Raw genomic sequence first — 12,774 nt, 5'->3', positions numbered from 1 at the left:
CGCCGCCCCCCCCCCCCCCCGCCGCCAGGGGCAGCCCGGCGGCGAAGTCCACCAGGGTGGCCGCCTGGGCACCGGGGATGTCCAGTGCGGCGGCCAGGCCCTCCTCGATCGCCGCCACCGCCGCCCCTTCCCTGATTTCGTCTCTCAGGACCAGGAGGCTATAGCGATAAGAAAGGCAAGGGGGGCAAGAACGGCATTTCCTTGTGAACCGTTATTAAGTACTAACAAGTACTTTTCTCCCGGTGGCTTTGTAGTGAAATGTACTACCGGGGAGAATAATCATTCCACCATCTCCACCAGGTCCGCCACCGAGTCGAAGACGCGGGAGGGCCGGTAGGGGAAGCGTTCGATCTCGTGCCGGCGGGTCACCCCCGACAGCACCAGGACCGTCTCCATCCCCGCCTCCATGCCCGAGACCACGTCGGTGTCCATCCGGTCGCCGATCATCGCGGCGGACTCGCTGTGCCCGCCCATCCGGCGCAGGGCGCTGCGCATCATCAGGGGGTTGGGCTTGCCCACGAAGTACGGCGCCACCCCCGTCGCCCGGGTGATCATCGCGGCGACGGCGCCGCACGCCGGCAGCGAACCCTCCTGGGAGGGCCCCACCGGGTCGGGGTTGGTGCAGATGAACCGGGCGCCCCGCTCGATCAGCCGCACCGCCCGGGTGATCTGGTCGAAGCTGTAGTTGCGCGTCTCCCCCAGCACCACGTAGTCGGGGTTGAGATCGCTCAGGATGTAGTCGACCCCGTGCAGCGCGGTGGTCAGCCCCGCCTCCCCGATGACGTAGGCGCTGCCGTGCGGGCGCTGGTCGGCCAGGAACTGCGCGGTGGCCAGCGCCGACGTCCAGATCCACTCCGGCCGCACGTCCAGGCCCGCCGCGGCCAGCCGCGCCGACAGGTCGCGCGGGGTGTACAGCGAGTTGTTCGTCAGCACCAGCAGCCGCCGGCCCGAGGAGACGACCTTCGACAGGAAGGCGTCGGCCCCCGGGATCGGCACCCCCTCGTGCACCAGGACGCCGTCCATGTCCGAAAGCCAGTACTCGATCGCCTTGAGGTCCTTCATGGTCGTATTCTCGCAGCCCACACCCCCCGCGCCCGCCCGCGCGACTCGGCCGGGGATCCGGCGGGGAGGGGCGGGAACAACGGGCGGGCGGCGTCTGTTGTGGAAGACGTGGCCGGTGTGCTCGGTGTCCCCGGGCCTCACCTATCGCCTTCGCGGAATACCGTCCGGCTGGAGCCGCGTTGCGCAACTCGCCGAGAGGCGACCCCGCACACCGCGCCGCGACGTGGACGGCGTCCCGACCGGGCTCTCCCGGCGCGGGGCGCCGTTCCTGCTTTTGCGCACCGGCAAACATGAACGTGCGTCGTCTTCCGGCCAGATCCGAAGAAGTTTCACCTATTGACCGGAGTTGGGCCTTTTCTTACGTTCACGGTGACCAGATTCACTCCAGAACGGAGAAGGCCCCCATGAAGACCATCCGCGTACTCGCCGCCGCCTCGGCGGCGGGCGCCACCGTCCTGGCGCTCGCCAGCCCCGCCTCGGCGGCCGCCTTCAACGGCAACATCCAGGCGACCCTGGTGGGCACGATGACCACCTCCGCCGGCAACTGCACCGGCTCCGTCCTGACCGGCAGCCTCGCCTCCGGCTCCCCCTCCAACCCGCTGACCATCAACTCCGCCACCTTCAGCGGCTGCGCGGCGACCGTCACCGCCCAGAACCTGTCGTGGACCGGCGGCATCAACGGCGGCACCGCGACCATCAACGGCTTCAAGATCAAGGTCGTGGCCACCCTCGGCATCACCTGCTACTACGCCGGGAACCTCACCGCCACGGCCCGCAACAGCACCAGCACCGCCGAGGCCCAGATCGAGCTGGTCAACGCCTCCGCCAGCAAGCAGTCCGGCAGCAGCTTCCTGTGCCCCGGCACCGCCACCGTCAGCGCGGTCTACAACGTCAAGGGCGAGAGCAGCCCCGGCTCCGGCGTCTACAACCAGAAGATCAACCTGTTCTGATCCCTCCCCCGCCGATCGAAGAAGGCTCGTTCTCGCTCTCCCGACAGGAGCGAAGAACGAGCCTTCTTCCGGTTTCCGGCGTCAGCCGAGCAGCGTCGCGGCCACCGCGCGGCGGTGGTGGGAGGCGTCGCCCCAGGCCGAGGCCAGGCTCCAGGCGCGGCGCAGCCAGTGGTGCAGGTCGAGCTCCATGGTGTAGCCGATGGCGCCGTGGACCTGCAGGGAGACCTTCGCGGCGTGCAGGGCTGCGTCGGAGGCCAGGGCCTTGGCGCCCGAGGCGTCCAGGGAGGCCTCGGGCTCGCCCTTGGCCAGCGCGTAGGCGGCCTTGTAGGCGGCCGGCCGGGCGAACTCCACGTCCACCAGGGCGTTGGCGATCTGGTGCTGCAGACCCTGGAAGGAGCCGATGGGGCGGCCGTACTGGCTGCGCTCACCGGCGTAGCGCACCGCCAGGTCGACCAGGCGGCGGGCGACGCCCACCAGCTGGACGGCCGTCAGCGCCGCGCCCCGGTCGACGGCCTCGGCCGCCAGCGCGCCCTCGGCCACCGGGACGGCGCCCTCGGGCACCGGCACCGCCGACAGGCGGCGCAGCGGGTCCACGGACTTCTGGACGGTCAGCGAGCCGGGCTCCGGCCGCACCGCGTACCAGGCGCCGTCCTGGCCGACCAGCACCAGGCCGGCCCGGTCGGCGTGCGGCACGTACGGGCCTGGGGCCGCGACGACCAGCGCCTCGCCCGAGGCCAGCTTCGGCAGCCACTCGGCGGCCAGCTCGCCGCCGATGCCGGCCAGCAGGCGGGCCGCGACCGCGGCCTCCACCACCGGCTCGCCCAGCGCCGCGCGCCCGGCCTGCTCCAGGACGGCCACCAGGTCGACCTCGTCGCCGCCGGCGCCCTCGTACTCCTCGGCGACCAGCACCGCGGGCACGCCCAGCTCGGCCAGGCGCTCCCACAGGTCCTCGGCTCCGCCGCGGGTCTCCAGCAGGCCCGCGACCGCGTCGCCGAACTGCTTGTGCTCGGGGGTCAGGCCCAGCCTCATCGCTTGCTCCTCGGTTCTCTCGGCAGGCCCAGGACCCGCTCGGCGATGATGTTGCGCTGCACCTCGTTGGTGCCGCCGTAGATCGGTCCCGCCAGCGCGAACAGGAAGCCGTCGGCCCAGCGGCCGCCGGCCACGGCGTCCGGGGCGTCCTCGACCAGCTCGCCCGCCGGCCCCAGCACCCGCAGCGCCGTCTCGTGCAGCCGCAGGTCCATCTCCGACCAGAAGATCTTGTTGATGCTGGACTCGGGGCCGATGCTCTCGCCGTCCAGGATCCGGGTGAGGGTCTGGAAGGTGTAGGACTGGTAGGCGCGCGTCTTGATCCAGGCGTCGGCGACGTCCTCGCGCAGCCGGTCGTCCAGCGGCCCCGCCTCGCGCGCCTGCTCGACCAGGCGGTCGGCGGCGGCCAGGAAGCGGCCCGGGGAGCGCAGGGTCAGGCCGCGCTCGGAACCGGTGGTGGACATCGCCACCTTCCAGCCCTGGCCGACCTCGCCCAGCACCTGGTCGTCGGGGACGAACACCTTGTCCAGGAACACCTCGGCGAAACCGGCGTAGCCGTCCAGCTGGTGGATGCCGCGGACCGTCACGCCCGGGGCGTCCAGCGGGAGCAGGAAGTAGGTCAGGCCGTGGTGGCGGACCGAGTCGGGGTCGGTGCGCACCAGCGCGAACAGCCAGTGGCCGTGCACCGCGCGCGAGCTCCACGTCTTCTGGCCGCTGACCAGCCAGCCGCCGTCGACCTTCTCGGCGCGGCTGTGCACGTTGGCCAGGTCGCTGCCGGCCTCGGGCTCCGACCAGCCCTGCGCCCAGACCTCCTCGCCGCGCGCCATCGGCGGCAGGAAGCGGGCCTTCTGCTCGGGGGTGCCGAACTCGAACAGGGAGGGCGCCAGCAGGTAGATGCCGTTCTGGCCGACTCGGCCCGGCGCGCCCGCCCGGTAGTACTCCTCCTCGAAGATCAGCCACTCGGTGAGGGAGGCCTCACGGCCGCCGTACTCCACCGGCCACGTCACCACCGACAGGCCCGCGCCGTGCAGCCGCGCCTCCCACTCCTGGTGGGCGGCGAAGCCCTCGGCGGTGTCGAAGGAGGGCAGCGGCTCGGCGGGCACGTTGGCCTCCAGCCACGCCCGCACCTCGGCGCGGAACTTCTCCTCTTCGGGAGTGAAATTCAGGTCCATCAGCGGTTCCCCTCGGCCGTGCTCTTCATCGGGTCCTCTCTCACGGGTGCTGGTTGCTGACCGACACGACCTCACCGGTCATGTACGACGACAGGTCGCTGGCCAGGAAGAGCACCACGTTGGCGACCTCCTCGGGGGTCGCGGCCCGGCCGAAGGCCTCCTTGGAGGTCAGCTCCTGCAGCAGCTCGGCGCTGACGGTCTTCTCCAGGAAGGGGTGCATGGCCAGGCTGGGCGCCACGGCGTTGACGCGGATCCCGGCGGGGGCCGCCTCCATCGCCGTGCAGCGGGTGAAGGCCATGACGCCGGCCTTGGCGGCGGCGTAGTGGGCCTGGCGCTCCTGGGCCCGCCAGCCGGAGACCGACGCCAGGTTGACGATCACACCGGACTTCCGCGGCAGCATGTGGCGCAGCGTGGCGCGGGTCATGCGGAAGACGCTGGTGAGGCTGATGTCGATGACCTTGTCCCATTCGGCGTCGGTCATGTCCACCACGGCCTGGTCGCCGCCCATGCCGGCGTTGTTGACCAGCACGTCGATGCGTCCGGCCTGCGCGATCGCGCCCTCGACCAGGGCGTCGACCTGGGCGCTGTCGCTGACGTCGCAGGGGATCGCCACGGGCTTGTCGCCGGTGGCCTCGGCCAGCTTCTCGGCCGCCTCGTTCAGGCGGCGCTCGTGGATGTCGCTGATGACCAGGCGGGCACCCTCCTGCGCGCACTTCAGGGCGGTGGCGTAACCCAGCCCCGCCCCGGCGGCGGCGGTGACCAGGACGACTTTCCCGCTCAGCATCCCGCTCATCGGTATTCCCCACTTCCTTCCGGTCGAGCCCCTCCAAGATGAGGGTGCCCCCCTTGTGGCGACTCGTCTTTCTTTTAGAAGATAGCTATCTTCTAAGAAACAAGCAACCGGCCCCTACGCAAGGAGCACCATGCCCGAGGCAGTCATCGTCGCGACCGCCCGTTCCCCCATCGGCCGCGCCTACAAGGGCTCCCTGAAGGACCTGCGCGCCGACGAGCTCGCCGCCCGGATGATCTCCGCGGCGCTGGCCAAGGTGCCGCAGATCACCCCCGACGACATCGACGACCTGCTGCTGGGCTGCGGATCCCCCGGCGGCCCCCAGGGCTTCAACATGGCCCGCGTCGTCTCGGTCCTGCTCGGCTACGACCAGGTGCCCGGCGCCACCGTCACCCGCTACTGCTCCTCCTCGCTGCAGACCACCCGCATGGCGCTGCACGCGATCAAGGCCGGCGAGGCCGACATCGTCATCTCCGCCGGCACCGAGTCGGTGAGCAACTACGCCAAGGGCACCAGCGACCGGCCCCCGGTCGACGCCGGCACCGCCGCCGACTTCGGCTGGCACCACCCGGCCTTCGCCGAGGCCCGCGCCCGCGGCTGGCAGGCCGGCAAGTGGGACGACCCCCGCCAGGCCGGCGAGCTGCCCGACGTCTACGTCGCCATGGGCCGCACCGCCGAGAACGTCGCCGCCCTGCGCGGCGTCTCGCGCGCCGAGCAGGACGAGTTCGCGCTGCGCTCGCAGACGCTGGCCGCGCAGGCCATCGCCTCGGGCTTCTACGAGCGCGACATCACCCCCGTCGAGCTGGCCGACGGCACCCTCGTCACCGCCGACGACTGCCCCCGCCCCGCGACCAGCGCCGAGTCCCTGGCCGGGCTCAAGCCGGTCTTCAGCGAGGACGGCACCGTCACCGCCGGCAACTGCTGCCCCCTCAACGACGGCGCCGCCGCCCTGGTGATCATGAGCGACACCAAGGCCGCCGAGCTGGGCGTCACGCCGCTCGCCCGGGTCGTCTCCACCGGCGTGTCCGGCCTCTCCCCGGAGATCATGGGCCTCGGCCCCGTCGAGGCCTCCAGGCGCGCCCTGGCGCTGGCCGGGCTGACCGCCGCCGACCTGGACCTGGTGGAGATCAACGAGGCGTTCGCCGCCCAGGCCGTGCCCTCCTACCGGGAGCTGGGCCTGGACATCGACAAGGTCAACGTCCACGGCGGCGCCATCGCCCTGGGCCACCCCTTCGGCATGACCGGCGCCCGCATCACCAGCACGCTGCTCAACGGGCTGCGCGAGAAGGACGGCACCTTCGGCCTGGAGACGATGTGCGTCGGCGGCGGCCAGGGCATGGCCATGGTCATCGAGCGCCTCAGCTGATCCGCGCGTTCCGTACGGGTCCCGGCACCGGGGCCCGTACGGGTCGTTCAGCGGCCGCGCAGGGCCTGGGAGGAGACCACGGCCTCGCCCGGGACGAGGCCGTAGCGCATGGTGTTGTCCAGGTGGGCGCGGGCGAAGACCTCCAGCTGCTCGGCCTCGCCCTGCTCGATCAGCCGCATGATCCGCTCATGGGCGCGGATGCCCGTCTCCCGGCGCGCCACGTCGGGGAAGTCGCCGGCCTCCAGCGCGCGCGACGCCCACGCCTGCTCCTGGGAGGCCCACAGGGACTCCAGGGTGCCGGTGATGAGGATCAGCGTCTGGTTGCCGCACAGCTGGACCAGCGCCTCGTGGAACTGGCGGGTGACCCGGGTGAACTCCACCTCGTCGTCCACCGCCTCGAGCGTCCGCTCGTGGATCAGCCGCAGCCGCGGCAGCACCTCGGCGGCCCGGTCCTCCCGGGTGGCGCACAGCGAGACGCACACCGGCTCCAGCCGCTTGAGCGCCTCGCCGACATCGGTGTAGGACGTACGCTGGAACTGCATGACCAGGCCGATCATGTAGGCGGCGTTGGCGGCCGTCGGCACGTGCACCACCGACCCGCCCCTGTTGCCGCGCTGCACCGTGATCAGCCCCTCGGCCTCCAGGATGCCCAGCGCCTCCCGCAGCGAGGGGCGGCTGACCTGGAACTCGCGCAGCAGCTCGTCCTGCGCCGGCAGCTCGTCCCCGTCGGCGAGCTCGCCGCCCAGGATTCGGTCCCGCAGGATGGCGGCGACCATCTCCGCCAGTCGCGGCTGCCTGAGCTGCACTGCCCACTCCCCGGATGAGAACCTTCGACGGACGGGGCCACCGGGGCAGGCTCGACGCCGAACCCCCGGCACCCTATCCGCAAAACTATACTATGAATACTATCTTCTAAAGAAAAGCGCCACCGTCCGGAGGTACGGCCGTCGTCCCCCGTTTGACCTTGACACGGTGACAAGGTCTTCACTGCGGCGAGGAGGTGGTTCCCATGACCATGTCGGAAGAGGGCACGAACACGAAGCGCGTTCGCCGAGGGCTGGAGAGCGGCGACCCGTCGGTCAGGCTGCAGGCGGTGCTGGCGATCGGCACGGCCCCGGATCCGGAACTCGTCGGCGAGCTCGTCGAGCGGTGCGCGGTCGAACCCGACTTCTACGTGCGCGACATGCTCACCTGGGCGCTCACCCGCCACCCGGCGTCGATGACGGTCCCCGCGCTGCTCGCCGAGGTCCGCTCCGAGCGCGCGCAGGCGCGGAGCCAGGCGCTGCACACGCTGTCCAAGATCGGTGATCGGCGGGCGTGGCCGGCGATCACCCGGGAGCTGCTGGCCGACGCCGACGACGAGGTCGCGCGCAGCGCCTGGCGGGCGGCGGTCGTGCTCGTGCCCGAGGGCGGGGAACCCGGGCTGGCCGCGGTGCTGGCGACGCAGCTCGGCCGCGGCGGACGCGAGACGCGGCTGAGCCTCAGCCGGGCGCTGATCGCCCTCGGCGAGGCGGTCGTACCCGTCCTGCGCGCCGCGGCGACCGGTCCCGACCCCCGCGTGCGCGCGCACGCGATCGCCACGGAACGGCTGCTGCACGACCCGGACGCCGGATTCGAGGCCGCGGTCGAGGAGGCGAAGCGCATCATGGCACTGGGCGCGACCGGCCGGGAGGAGTGACGGGCGATGCTGATCGGTGACGTGGCGCGAAGGTCCGGGGTCAGCGCCCGCATGCTCAGGCATTACGAATCGCTCGGTCTTCTGCGGCCGACGGGACGTACCGGCGCCGGCTACCGCGAGTACTCCGGCGAGGACATCCGGCGGATCTTCCACATCGAGAGCCTGCGATCCCTGGGGCTGCCGCTGCGTGAGGTCAAGCGAGCCCTCGACGATCCCGGCTTCAGGCCCGCGGAGCTCGTCGACGACCTCGTCCGCCGGACGCGGGAGCGCATCGCGGCCGAGACGGAGCTGCTCGCCCGGCTCGGCCGGATCGCCGCCGCCGAACCCGCGGGCTGGGAGGACGTCCTCCAGATCGTGGCGATCCTCCAGGACCTGGGCTCGGAGAACGCCGGCAGGCGCCAGCGCGCGGCCCTGTCCCTGGGCGAAGAGGTCCCGCTGCCGGTGGAGGCGCTGGTCGAGGCGGTGCTGAACGAGCCGGATCCGAACGTCGCCGGAGCCCTGCGCTGGGCTCTGGCGCAATCGGGAGAAGGCGGACTGGCGCTGCTGGCGGAGGGCCTGGCCGCACCGGCGGCCGAGGTGCGCGAACGCGCCGTCCGGGCCATCGTGGAGATGACGGACGGCGGGGCGACCGCGCCGCTGCGGGACGCCCTCGCGGACCCCGACCGCGCGGTCCGCGGACACGCGGCCCTGGCGCTCGGCGCCCGCGGCGTGGCCGACGCGGTCCCGGCGCTCATCGACATGGTCGTCGAAGGGGCGAACGACACCGACGCGGCCGACGCGCTGAGCACGCTGTCGAGCGATCCGGCGTCGGCGGAACGGATCGCCGCCGGGCTCGTCGACCTCCTGGCCCGGGCCTCGACCGGATCGGCCGCACGCCGGCGGCTGACCCAGGCGCTCGCGGACATCCCGGGAGAGACGGCGTCACGCGCCCTCGCGGAGTTGTCGCATGACGAAGACCGAGCTGTCGCGCTTACCGCGACATACATCCTCAAACTGCGCAACGCGCACTAACGGCTCCGCGGGGTCCGAACAGGGCGCGGCCCCTCGGAGAGATCCCGTCGGCCGGCCGAAGGAACCCCTCCGGGTCAGTGCGGGCGGGGCCGGACGCGGGAGGTGACGGCGATCGCGGGCATGATCGCCAGGGCGATCAGTCCGCCGCCCACGGCCAGGACGGGGAACCCGGTGGCGGACACCACCAGGCCGGAGGCGAGCCCGCCGCCTGCTCCGGCGACGGCGATGGCGACGTCGACCAGGCCCTGGGTGCGGGCGCGGGCGGCCAGCGGGACGGTGTCGGTGACGATGGCGGTTCCGGCGATCAGGCCGAAGCTCCAGCCCAGGCCCAGCAGCCCGAGGGCGAGCGCGAGCAGGGGGAGCGAGTCGGCGGGCGCGAGCCCCGCCAGGAGCCCGGCGGCCAGCAGGGTCAGACCCGCCAGGGCGGCGGTGAGCCGCGGCCCGTACCGGTCGACGAGCAGTCCCGACAGGGGCGAGGGCAGGTACATGGCACCGACGTGGACGGCGATGACGAGGCCCGCGGCGCCGACGGAGTGGCCGTGGCGGCCCATGTGCACGGGGGTCATGGTCATCACGGCGACCATGACGAGCTGCACCAGCACCATGATCAGGACGCCGAGCAGCAGGAGCGGCCGGGCGCCGGGCCTCGGCGCGTCCTCGCCGCCGTTCGCGGTGCTCGGGGCGGCCGCCAGGGCGCGGGCCGTGGTGAGCGGGTCCGGTCGAAGGAACACGGCCAGGACGGCGGCCGCGGCGGCGTAAGACGCCGCGGCGAGCAGGAAGGGCCCGGCCAGGGGCGGGATGCCGAGGGTCTCGGCGAGGCGGCCGAGGGGGGTGACGAGATTGGGGCCGATGACGGCGCCGGCGGTGGTGGCGACCAGGACGGTGCTGACGGCCCGCGCCCGGCGGGCCGGGGCGGCGAGGTCGGCTCCGGCGTAGCGGGCCTGCAGGTTGGTGGCGCTGCCCGCACCGTAGACGAACAGCGCGGTGAACAGCAGCGCCGGGACGTCCCAGGCCGCGGCGGCGACCACGCCGAGCGCGCCGAGCGCGCCCGCGGCGTATCCGGCGGCCAGGCCGGGGCGGCGGCCGGAGCGCTGCGACAGGCGTCCGACGGTGATCGCGGCGGCGGCCGATCCGAGGGTGAACAGGGCGCTGGGCAACCCGGCCAGGCCGGTGGCGCCCAGCATGTCCTGGGCGAGCAGCGCCCCGACGGTGATCCCGGCGGCCAGGCCCGCGCCGCTGAGAATCTGCGCGGCGACCAGGACGGCGAGGATCCGCCGTTGGGCCGGGTGCGCGGGGAGCCCGTCCGCGGGCGCGGCGGGGCCGGTGGGGGCGGTGGTCATCGCGAGGGGCCTTTCAACGTGCGGGAGGGTGGTCCGGTGCGGGGCGCGGGATCACGGCCGGCGGTGCCAGGGGGCGTCCGGCCGGGTCGGGGCGGGGGCGGCGCTGACCCGCAGCCCGTAGACGGGACGGCCGTCGTCGCCGGCGACCGGGCCGAGGTAGGTGTGGCCGGTCAGGTGGCACCAGGCGGGCAGGTCCAGGGGCGCGGCGGGATCGGTGGCGATCAGGTGCACCACGGTGCCGACGGACAGCCCCTCCAGGCGGGCGCGCAGCTCCAGCAGCAGCCGCACGCACGCCTTGTCCCCGCCGTCGACGACGACCGGCTGCGGCGCGCTCACGCGGCACCCGCGACGGGCAGGCCGTCGGCCGCCCACTCGGCGACGCCGCCGTCCAGGACCCGGGCGGCGCGGCCGTGCGCGTGCAGGACGGCCACCGCGTCGACCGACAGGACGCAGAAGCGGCCGCGGCAGTAGGCGACGACCTCGACGTCCTCGGGGAGTTCGTCCAGCCGGGCCTCCAGCTCGTCCAGGGGGATGCCCAGCGCGCCGTCGATATGGCCCGCGGCGTACTCGGCGGACGGCCGCACATCCACCACGACCACGCCGCCGTCGGCCAGCCGCGCCTTCAGCTCCGCCCGGTCCACCGGCTGCGCTTCGGCTCCCAGCAGGGCGCGGGCGGCGACGTCGGCCGCGGGCAGCACCTCGACCGCGACCCGCTTGAGCTGCTCGGCCAGCGCCGTCACCCGCGGGTCACCCACCCGGTACAGCACCCGCGTCCCCGAACGGCGCGAGACCACCAGACCCGCGGCGGCCAGGGCCTTCAACTGGGCCGAGGTGTTCGACACCCGCAACCCGGCCGCGGCCGCCAGCTCCTCCACCCCGTACTCGCGCTGGGCCAGCAGGTCCAGCAGCGCCAGCCGCGACGGCGACGCCAACGCCTTGGCGACCCGCGCGAACTCCTCCCACAGCACGGCCTTCGACTCCGGCTCCACCATTCCTCCAATAATCTTTGGAAGAGTGTAGGAGACGGGAGGAGCCCGGCGGTATTTCGCCTACGCGCTGCCGCCGGTGCGCGGCGTGAGGATGACGACGGGGATCTCCCGATCCGTCCAGGCCGCATACTTCGCGAAGTCGGCGTAGAGCTCGACCAGCCGGGGCCACAGGTCGGCGCGTTCCCGCCCGGTCGCCTCACGCGCCACGACGGCGACATCGCGGCGGCCCCGGAGGCGGACCCTGGTCTCCGGGTGCGCGGTCAGGTTGCGGTACCACTGCGGGTGCTTCGGCAGGCCGCCCTGCGAGGCGACGATGACGAGGTCCGCCCCGTCGTCGAGGAACAGCAGCGGGGTGGTGAACAGCCGGCCGGACTTGCGTCCCCGATGCTCCAGGAGAAGGGTCGGGACGGGCTTCTTGAACCCGGCGCCGACCCGCCACTTGCTGCCGACGCGTCCGTTGGTGAGCTGGAAGAGCTTCACCTGGACCCGGGACATGACCTTGATCGCGCGTGCGGTCACCGGGGAGTCGAGACCCTGAGGGGCTTCGTCGGGAAGAGAGAAACGGCCCATCGGGGTGGGTCCCTTCGTTCTGGTACGGCCGGGGCCGGGGGATGGCGATCACCGTCGCAAGACGACCATACATAGAAGTCGTGTCGTCTAGTCAAGAGGGGCGGGAGATCGCTGAGCGGTCCGGCTCCGTGCCACCCTGGTGGGCATGAACATGGTCGAGACGCCCGCGGGAGCGGCGGGATGGTGAGAACCCACGGGTGGCGGGGCTCCCCGCCGCGCGATGACGCCGAAGCCAGGGAGAGGATCATCGGCGCGGCGATGCGGTGCATCGACCGGTACGGATCCAGGACGCGGCTGGCCGACGTCGCCAAGGAGCTGGGCGTCACCCGGCAGACGGTCTACTTCTACTTCGCCGGCCACGAGGAGCTCCTCGTGGCCACCGCCCAGCAGGCCGTCGGCGGCTTCCTCGACGCCCTCGCCGCGCACGTCGCGCCGCTGGAGGAGGACGCCGAGATCCTGGCCGAGGGCTTCCACTACACCCTCGACCGGCTGCCGCACGAACCGTACCTGGGGATCCTGCTGGCCAGCGGCCGCGCCGACGCCTTCACCCAGGGCATCACCTCACCCACCGCGATGGCCTTCGGCCGCACCGTCCTCACCCGCTTCGCCATCGACTGGGCCGGGCGCGGCTACACCGACACCGACCTCGACGAACTCGTCGAGCTCATGCTCCGCCTCCTGCAGTCCTTCGTCATCGACCACGGCCGCCCCTCACGCACCCCCGACGAATTCCGCGCCTACCTCCGCCGCTGGTTCGCCCGCTTCCTCCGCGACCCCCGCCGACCGTCCGCCCCGAAGGGCACAGCGCCCTAGCGATGCC

The 12,774-nt window shown here is 72.8% G+C and carries 14 protein-coding genes; 5 read left to right on the top strand and 9 right to left on the bottom strand.

Going from position 1 to position 12,774, the window contains the following annotated elements:
* Window positions 1-279: 279 nt before the first annotated feature.
* Window positions 280-1,062, bottom strand: coding sequence for an HAD-IIA family hydrolase (locus ABD140_RS08360; protein ID WP_344238512.1), 783 nt, complete (start codon window positions 1,060-1,062; stop codon window positions 280-282).
* A 404-nt stretch (window positions 1,063-1,466) separates the two neighbouring features.
* Between ABD140_RS08360 and ABD140_RS08355 the strand changes: the two genes are divergently transcribed.
* Window positions 1,467-2,012 (top strand): hypothetical protein, encoded by a 546-nt coding sequence (locus ABD140_RS08355; RefSeq protein ID WP_344238510.1) that lies wholly within the window; start codon window positions 1,467-1,469, stop codon window positions 2,010-2,012.
* Between the two features lie 81 nt (window positions 2,013-2,093).
* Here ABD140_RS08355 and ABD140_RS08350 read toward each other — a convergent pair whose 3' ends face one another.
* From ABD140_RS08350 to ABD140_RS08340, 3 genes are read right to left on the bottom strand one after another with little or no spacing between them, the layout of a single operon-like run.
* Entirely contained in the window at window positions 2,094-3,041 is a 948-nt protein-coding gene (locus ABD140_RS08350) for an acyl-CoA dehydrogenase family protein (RefSeq protein ID WP_344238508.1), read from the bottom strand.
* On the bottom strand, window positions 3,038-4,210 hold the full coding sequence (locus ABD140_RS08345) for an acyl-CoA dehydrogenase family protein (protein WP_344238506.1): 1,173 nt from the start codon (window positions 4,208-4,210) through the stop codon (window positions 3,038-3,040). Before ABD140_RS08345 ends, ABD140_RS08350 begins: the two co-directional genes overlap by 4 nt.
* Window positions 4,211-4,250: 40 nt before the next feature.
* The gene (locus ABD140_RS08340; protein ID WP_344238504.1) at window positions 4,251-5,003 is read right to left on the bottom strand and encodes an SDR family oxidoreductase; all 753 of its coding nucleotides are present in this window, start codon (window positions 5,001-5,003) and stop codon (window positions 4,251-4,253) included.
* Window positions 5,004-5,133: 130 nt separating this feature from the next.
* Here ABD140_RS08340 and ABD140_RS08335 point away from each other — a divergent pair, with 130 nt between their 5' ends.
* A complete protein-coding gene (locus tag ABD140_RS08335; RefSeq protein WP_344238502.1) occupies window positions 5,134-6,366 on the top strand; it encodes an acetyl-CoA C-acetyltransferase in 1,233 nt (410 codons plus the stop codon).
* A gap of 47 nt (window positions 6,367-6,413) precedes the next feature.
* Here ABD140_RS08335 and ABD140_RS08330 read toward each other — a convergent pair whose 3' ends face one another.
* Window positions 6,414-7,172 (bottom strand): FadR/GntR family transcriptional regulator, encoded by a 759-nt coding sequence (locus ABD140_RS08330; protein WP_344238500.1) that lies wholly within the window; start codon window positions 7,170-7,172, stop codon window positions 6,414-6,416.
* A gap of 203 nt (window positions 7,173-7,375) precedes the next feature.
* On the opposite strand from ABD140_RS08330, the gene ABD140_RS08325 reads away from it, so the two are divergent.
* Window positions 7,376-8,044 carry a HEAT repeat domain-containing protein gene (locus ABD140_RS08325; RefSeq protein ID WP_425544084.1) on the top strand — a complete coding sequence of 223 codons (669 nt, stop codon included), beginning with the start codon at window positions 7,376-7,378 and terminating at the stop codon, window positions 8,042-8,044.
* 6 nt (window positions 8,045-8,050) lie between these two features.
* Entirely contained in the window at window positions 8,051-9,055 is a 1,005-nt protein-coding gene (locus ABD140_RS08320) for a MerR family transcriptional regulator (RefSeq protein ID WP_344238498.1), read from the top strand.
* A 74-nt stretch (window positions 9,056-9,129) separates the two neighbouring features.
* Here the strand turns inward: ABD140_RS08320 and ABD140_RS08315 are convergent, their stop codons facing one another.
* From ABD140_RS08315 to ABD140_RS08300, 4 genes are read right to left on the bottom strand one after another with little or no spacing between them, the layout of a single operon-like run.
* Window positions 9,130-10,395 (bottom strand): MFS transporter, encoded by a 1,266-nt coding sequence (locus tag ABD140_RS08315; RefSeq protein WP_344238496.1) that lies wholly within the window; start codon window positions 10,393-10,395, stop codon window positions 9,130-9,132.
* 51 nt (window positions 10,396-10,446) lie between these two features.
* Entirely contained in the window at window positions 10,447-10,731 is a 285-nt protein-coding gene (locus ABD140_RS08310) for a sulfurtransferase TusA family protein (RefSeq protein ID WP_344238494.1), read from the bottom strand.
* Complete coding sequence (locus tag ABD140_RS08305; RefSeq protein WP_344238492.1) at window positions 10,728-11,387, bottom strand: ArsR/SmtB family transcription factor; 660 nt, start codon at window positions 11,385-11,387, stop codon at window positions 10,728-10,730. Before ABD140_RS08305 ends, ABD140_RS08310 begins: the two co-directional genes overlap by 4 nt.
* 57 nt (window positions 11,388-11,444) lie before the next feature.
* Window positions 11,445-11,903 (bottom strand): nitroreductase family deazaflavin-dependent oxidoreductase, encoded by a 459-nt coding sequence (locus ABD140_RS08300; protein ID WP_344238490.1) that lies wholly within the window; start codon window positions 11,901-11,903, stop codon window positions 11,445-11,447.
* A gap of 231 nt (window positions 11,904-12,134) precedes the next feature.
* Between ABD140_RS08300 and ABD140_RS08295 the strand changes: the two genes are divergently transcribed.
* The gene (locus ABD140_RS08295) at window positions 12,135-12,767 is read left to right on the top strand and encodes a TetR/AcrR family transcriptional regulator (protein ID WP_344238488.1); all 633 of its coding nucleotides are present in this window, start codon (window positions 12,135-12,137) and stop codon (window positions 12,765-12,767) included.
* The last annotated feature ends 7 nt before the right edge of the window (window positions 12,768-12,774 follow it).

The sequence above is a fragment of the Actinocorallia libanotica genome, assembly GCF_039525175.1.
In the GTDB taxonomy this organism is placed as follows: domain Bacteria; phylum Actinomycetota; class Actinomycetes; order Streptosporangiales; family Streptosporangiaceae; genus Actinocorallia; species Actinocorallia libanotica.
This window is presented reverse-complemented; position numbering and strand designations above follow the sequence as displayed.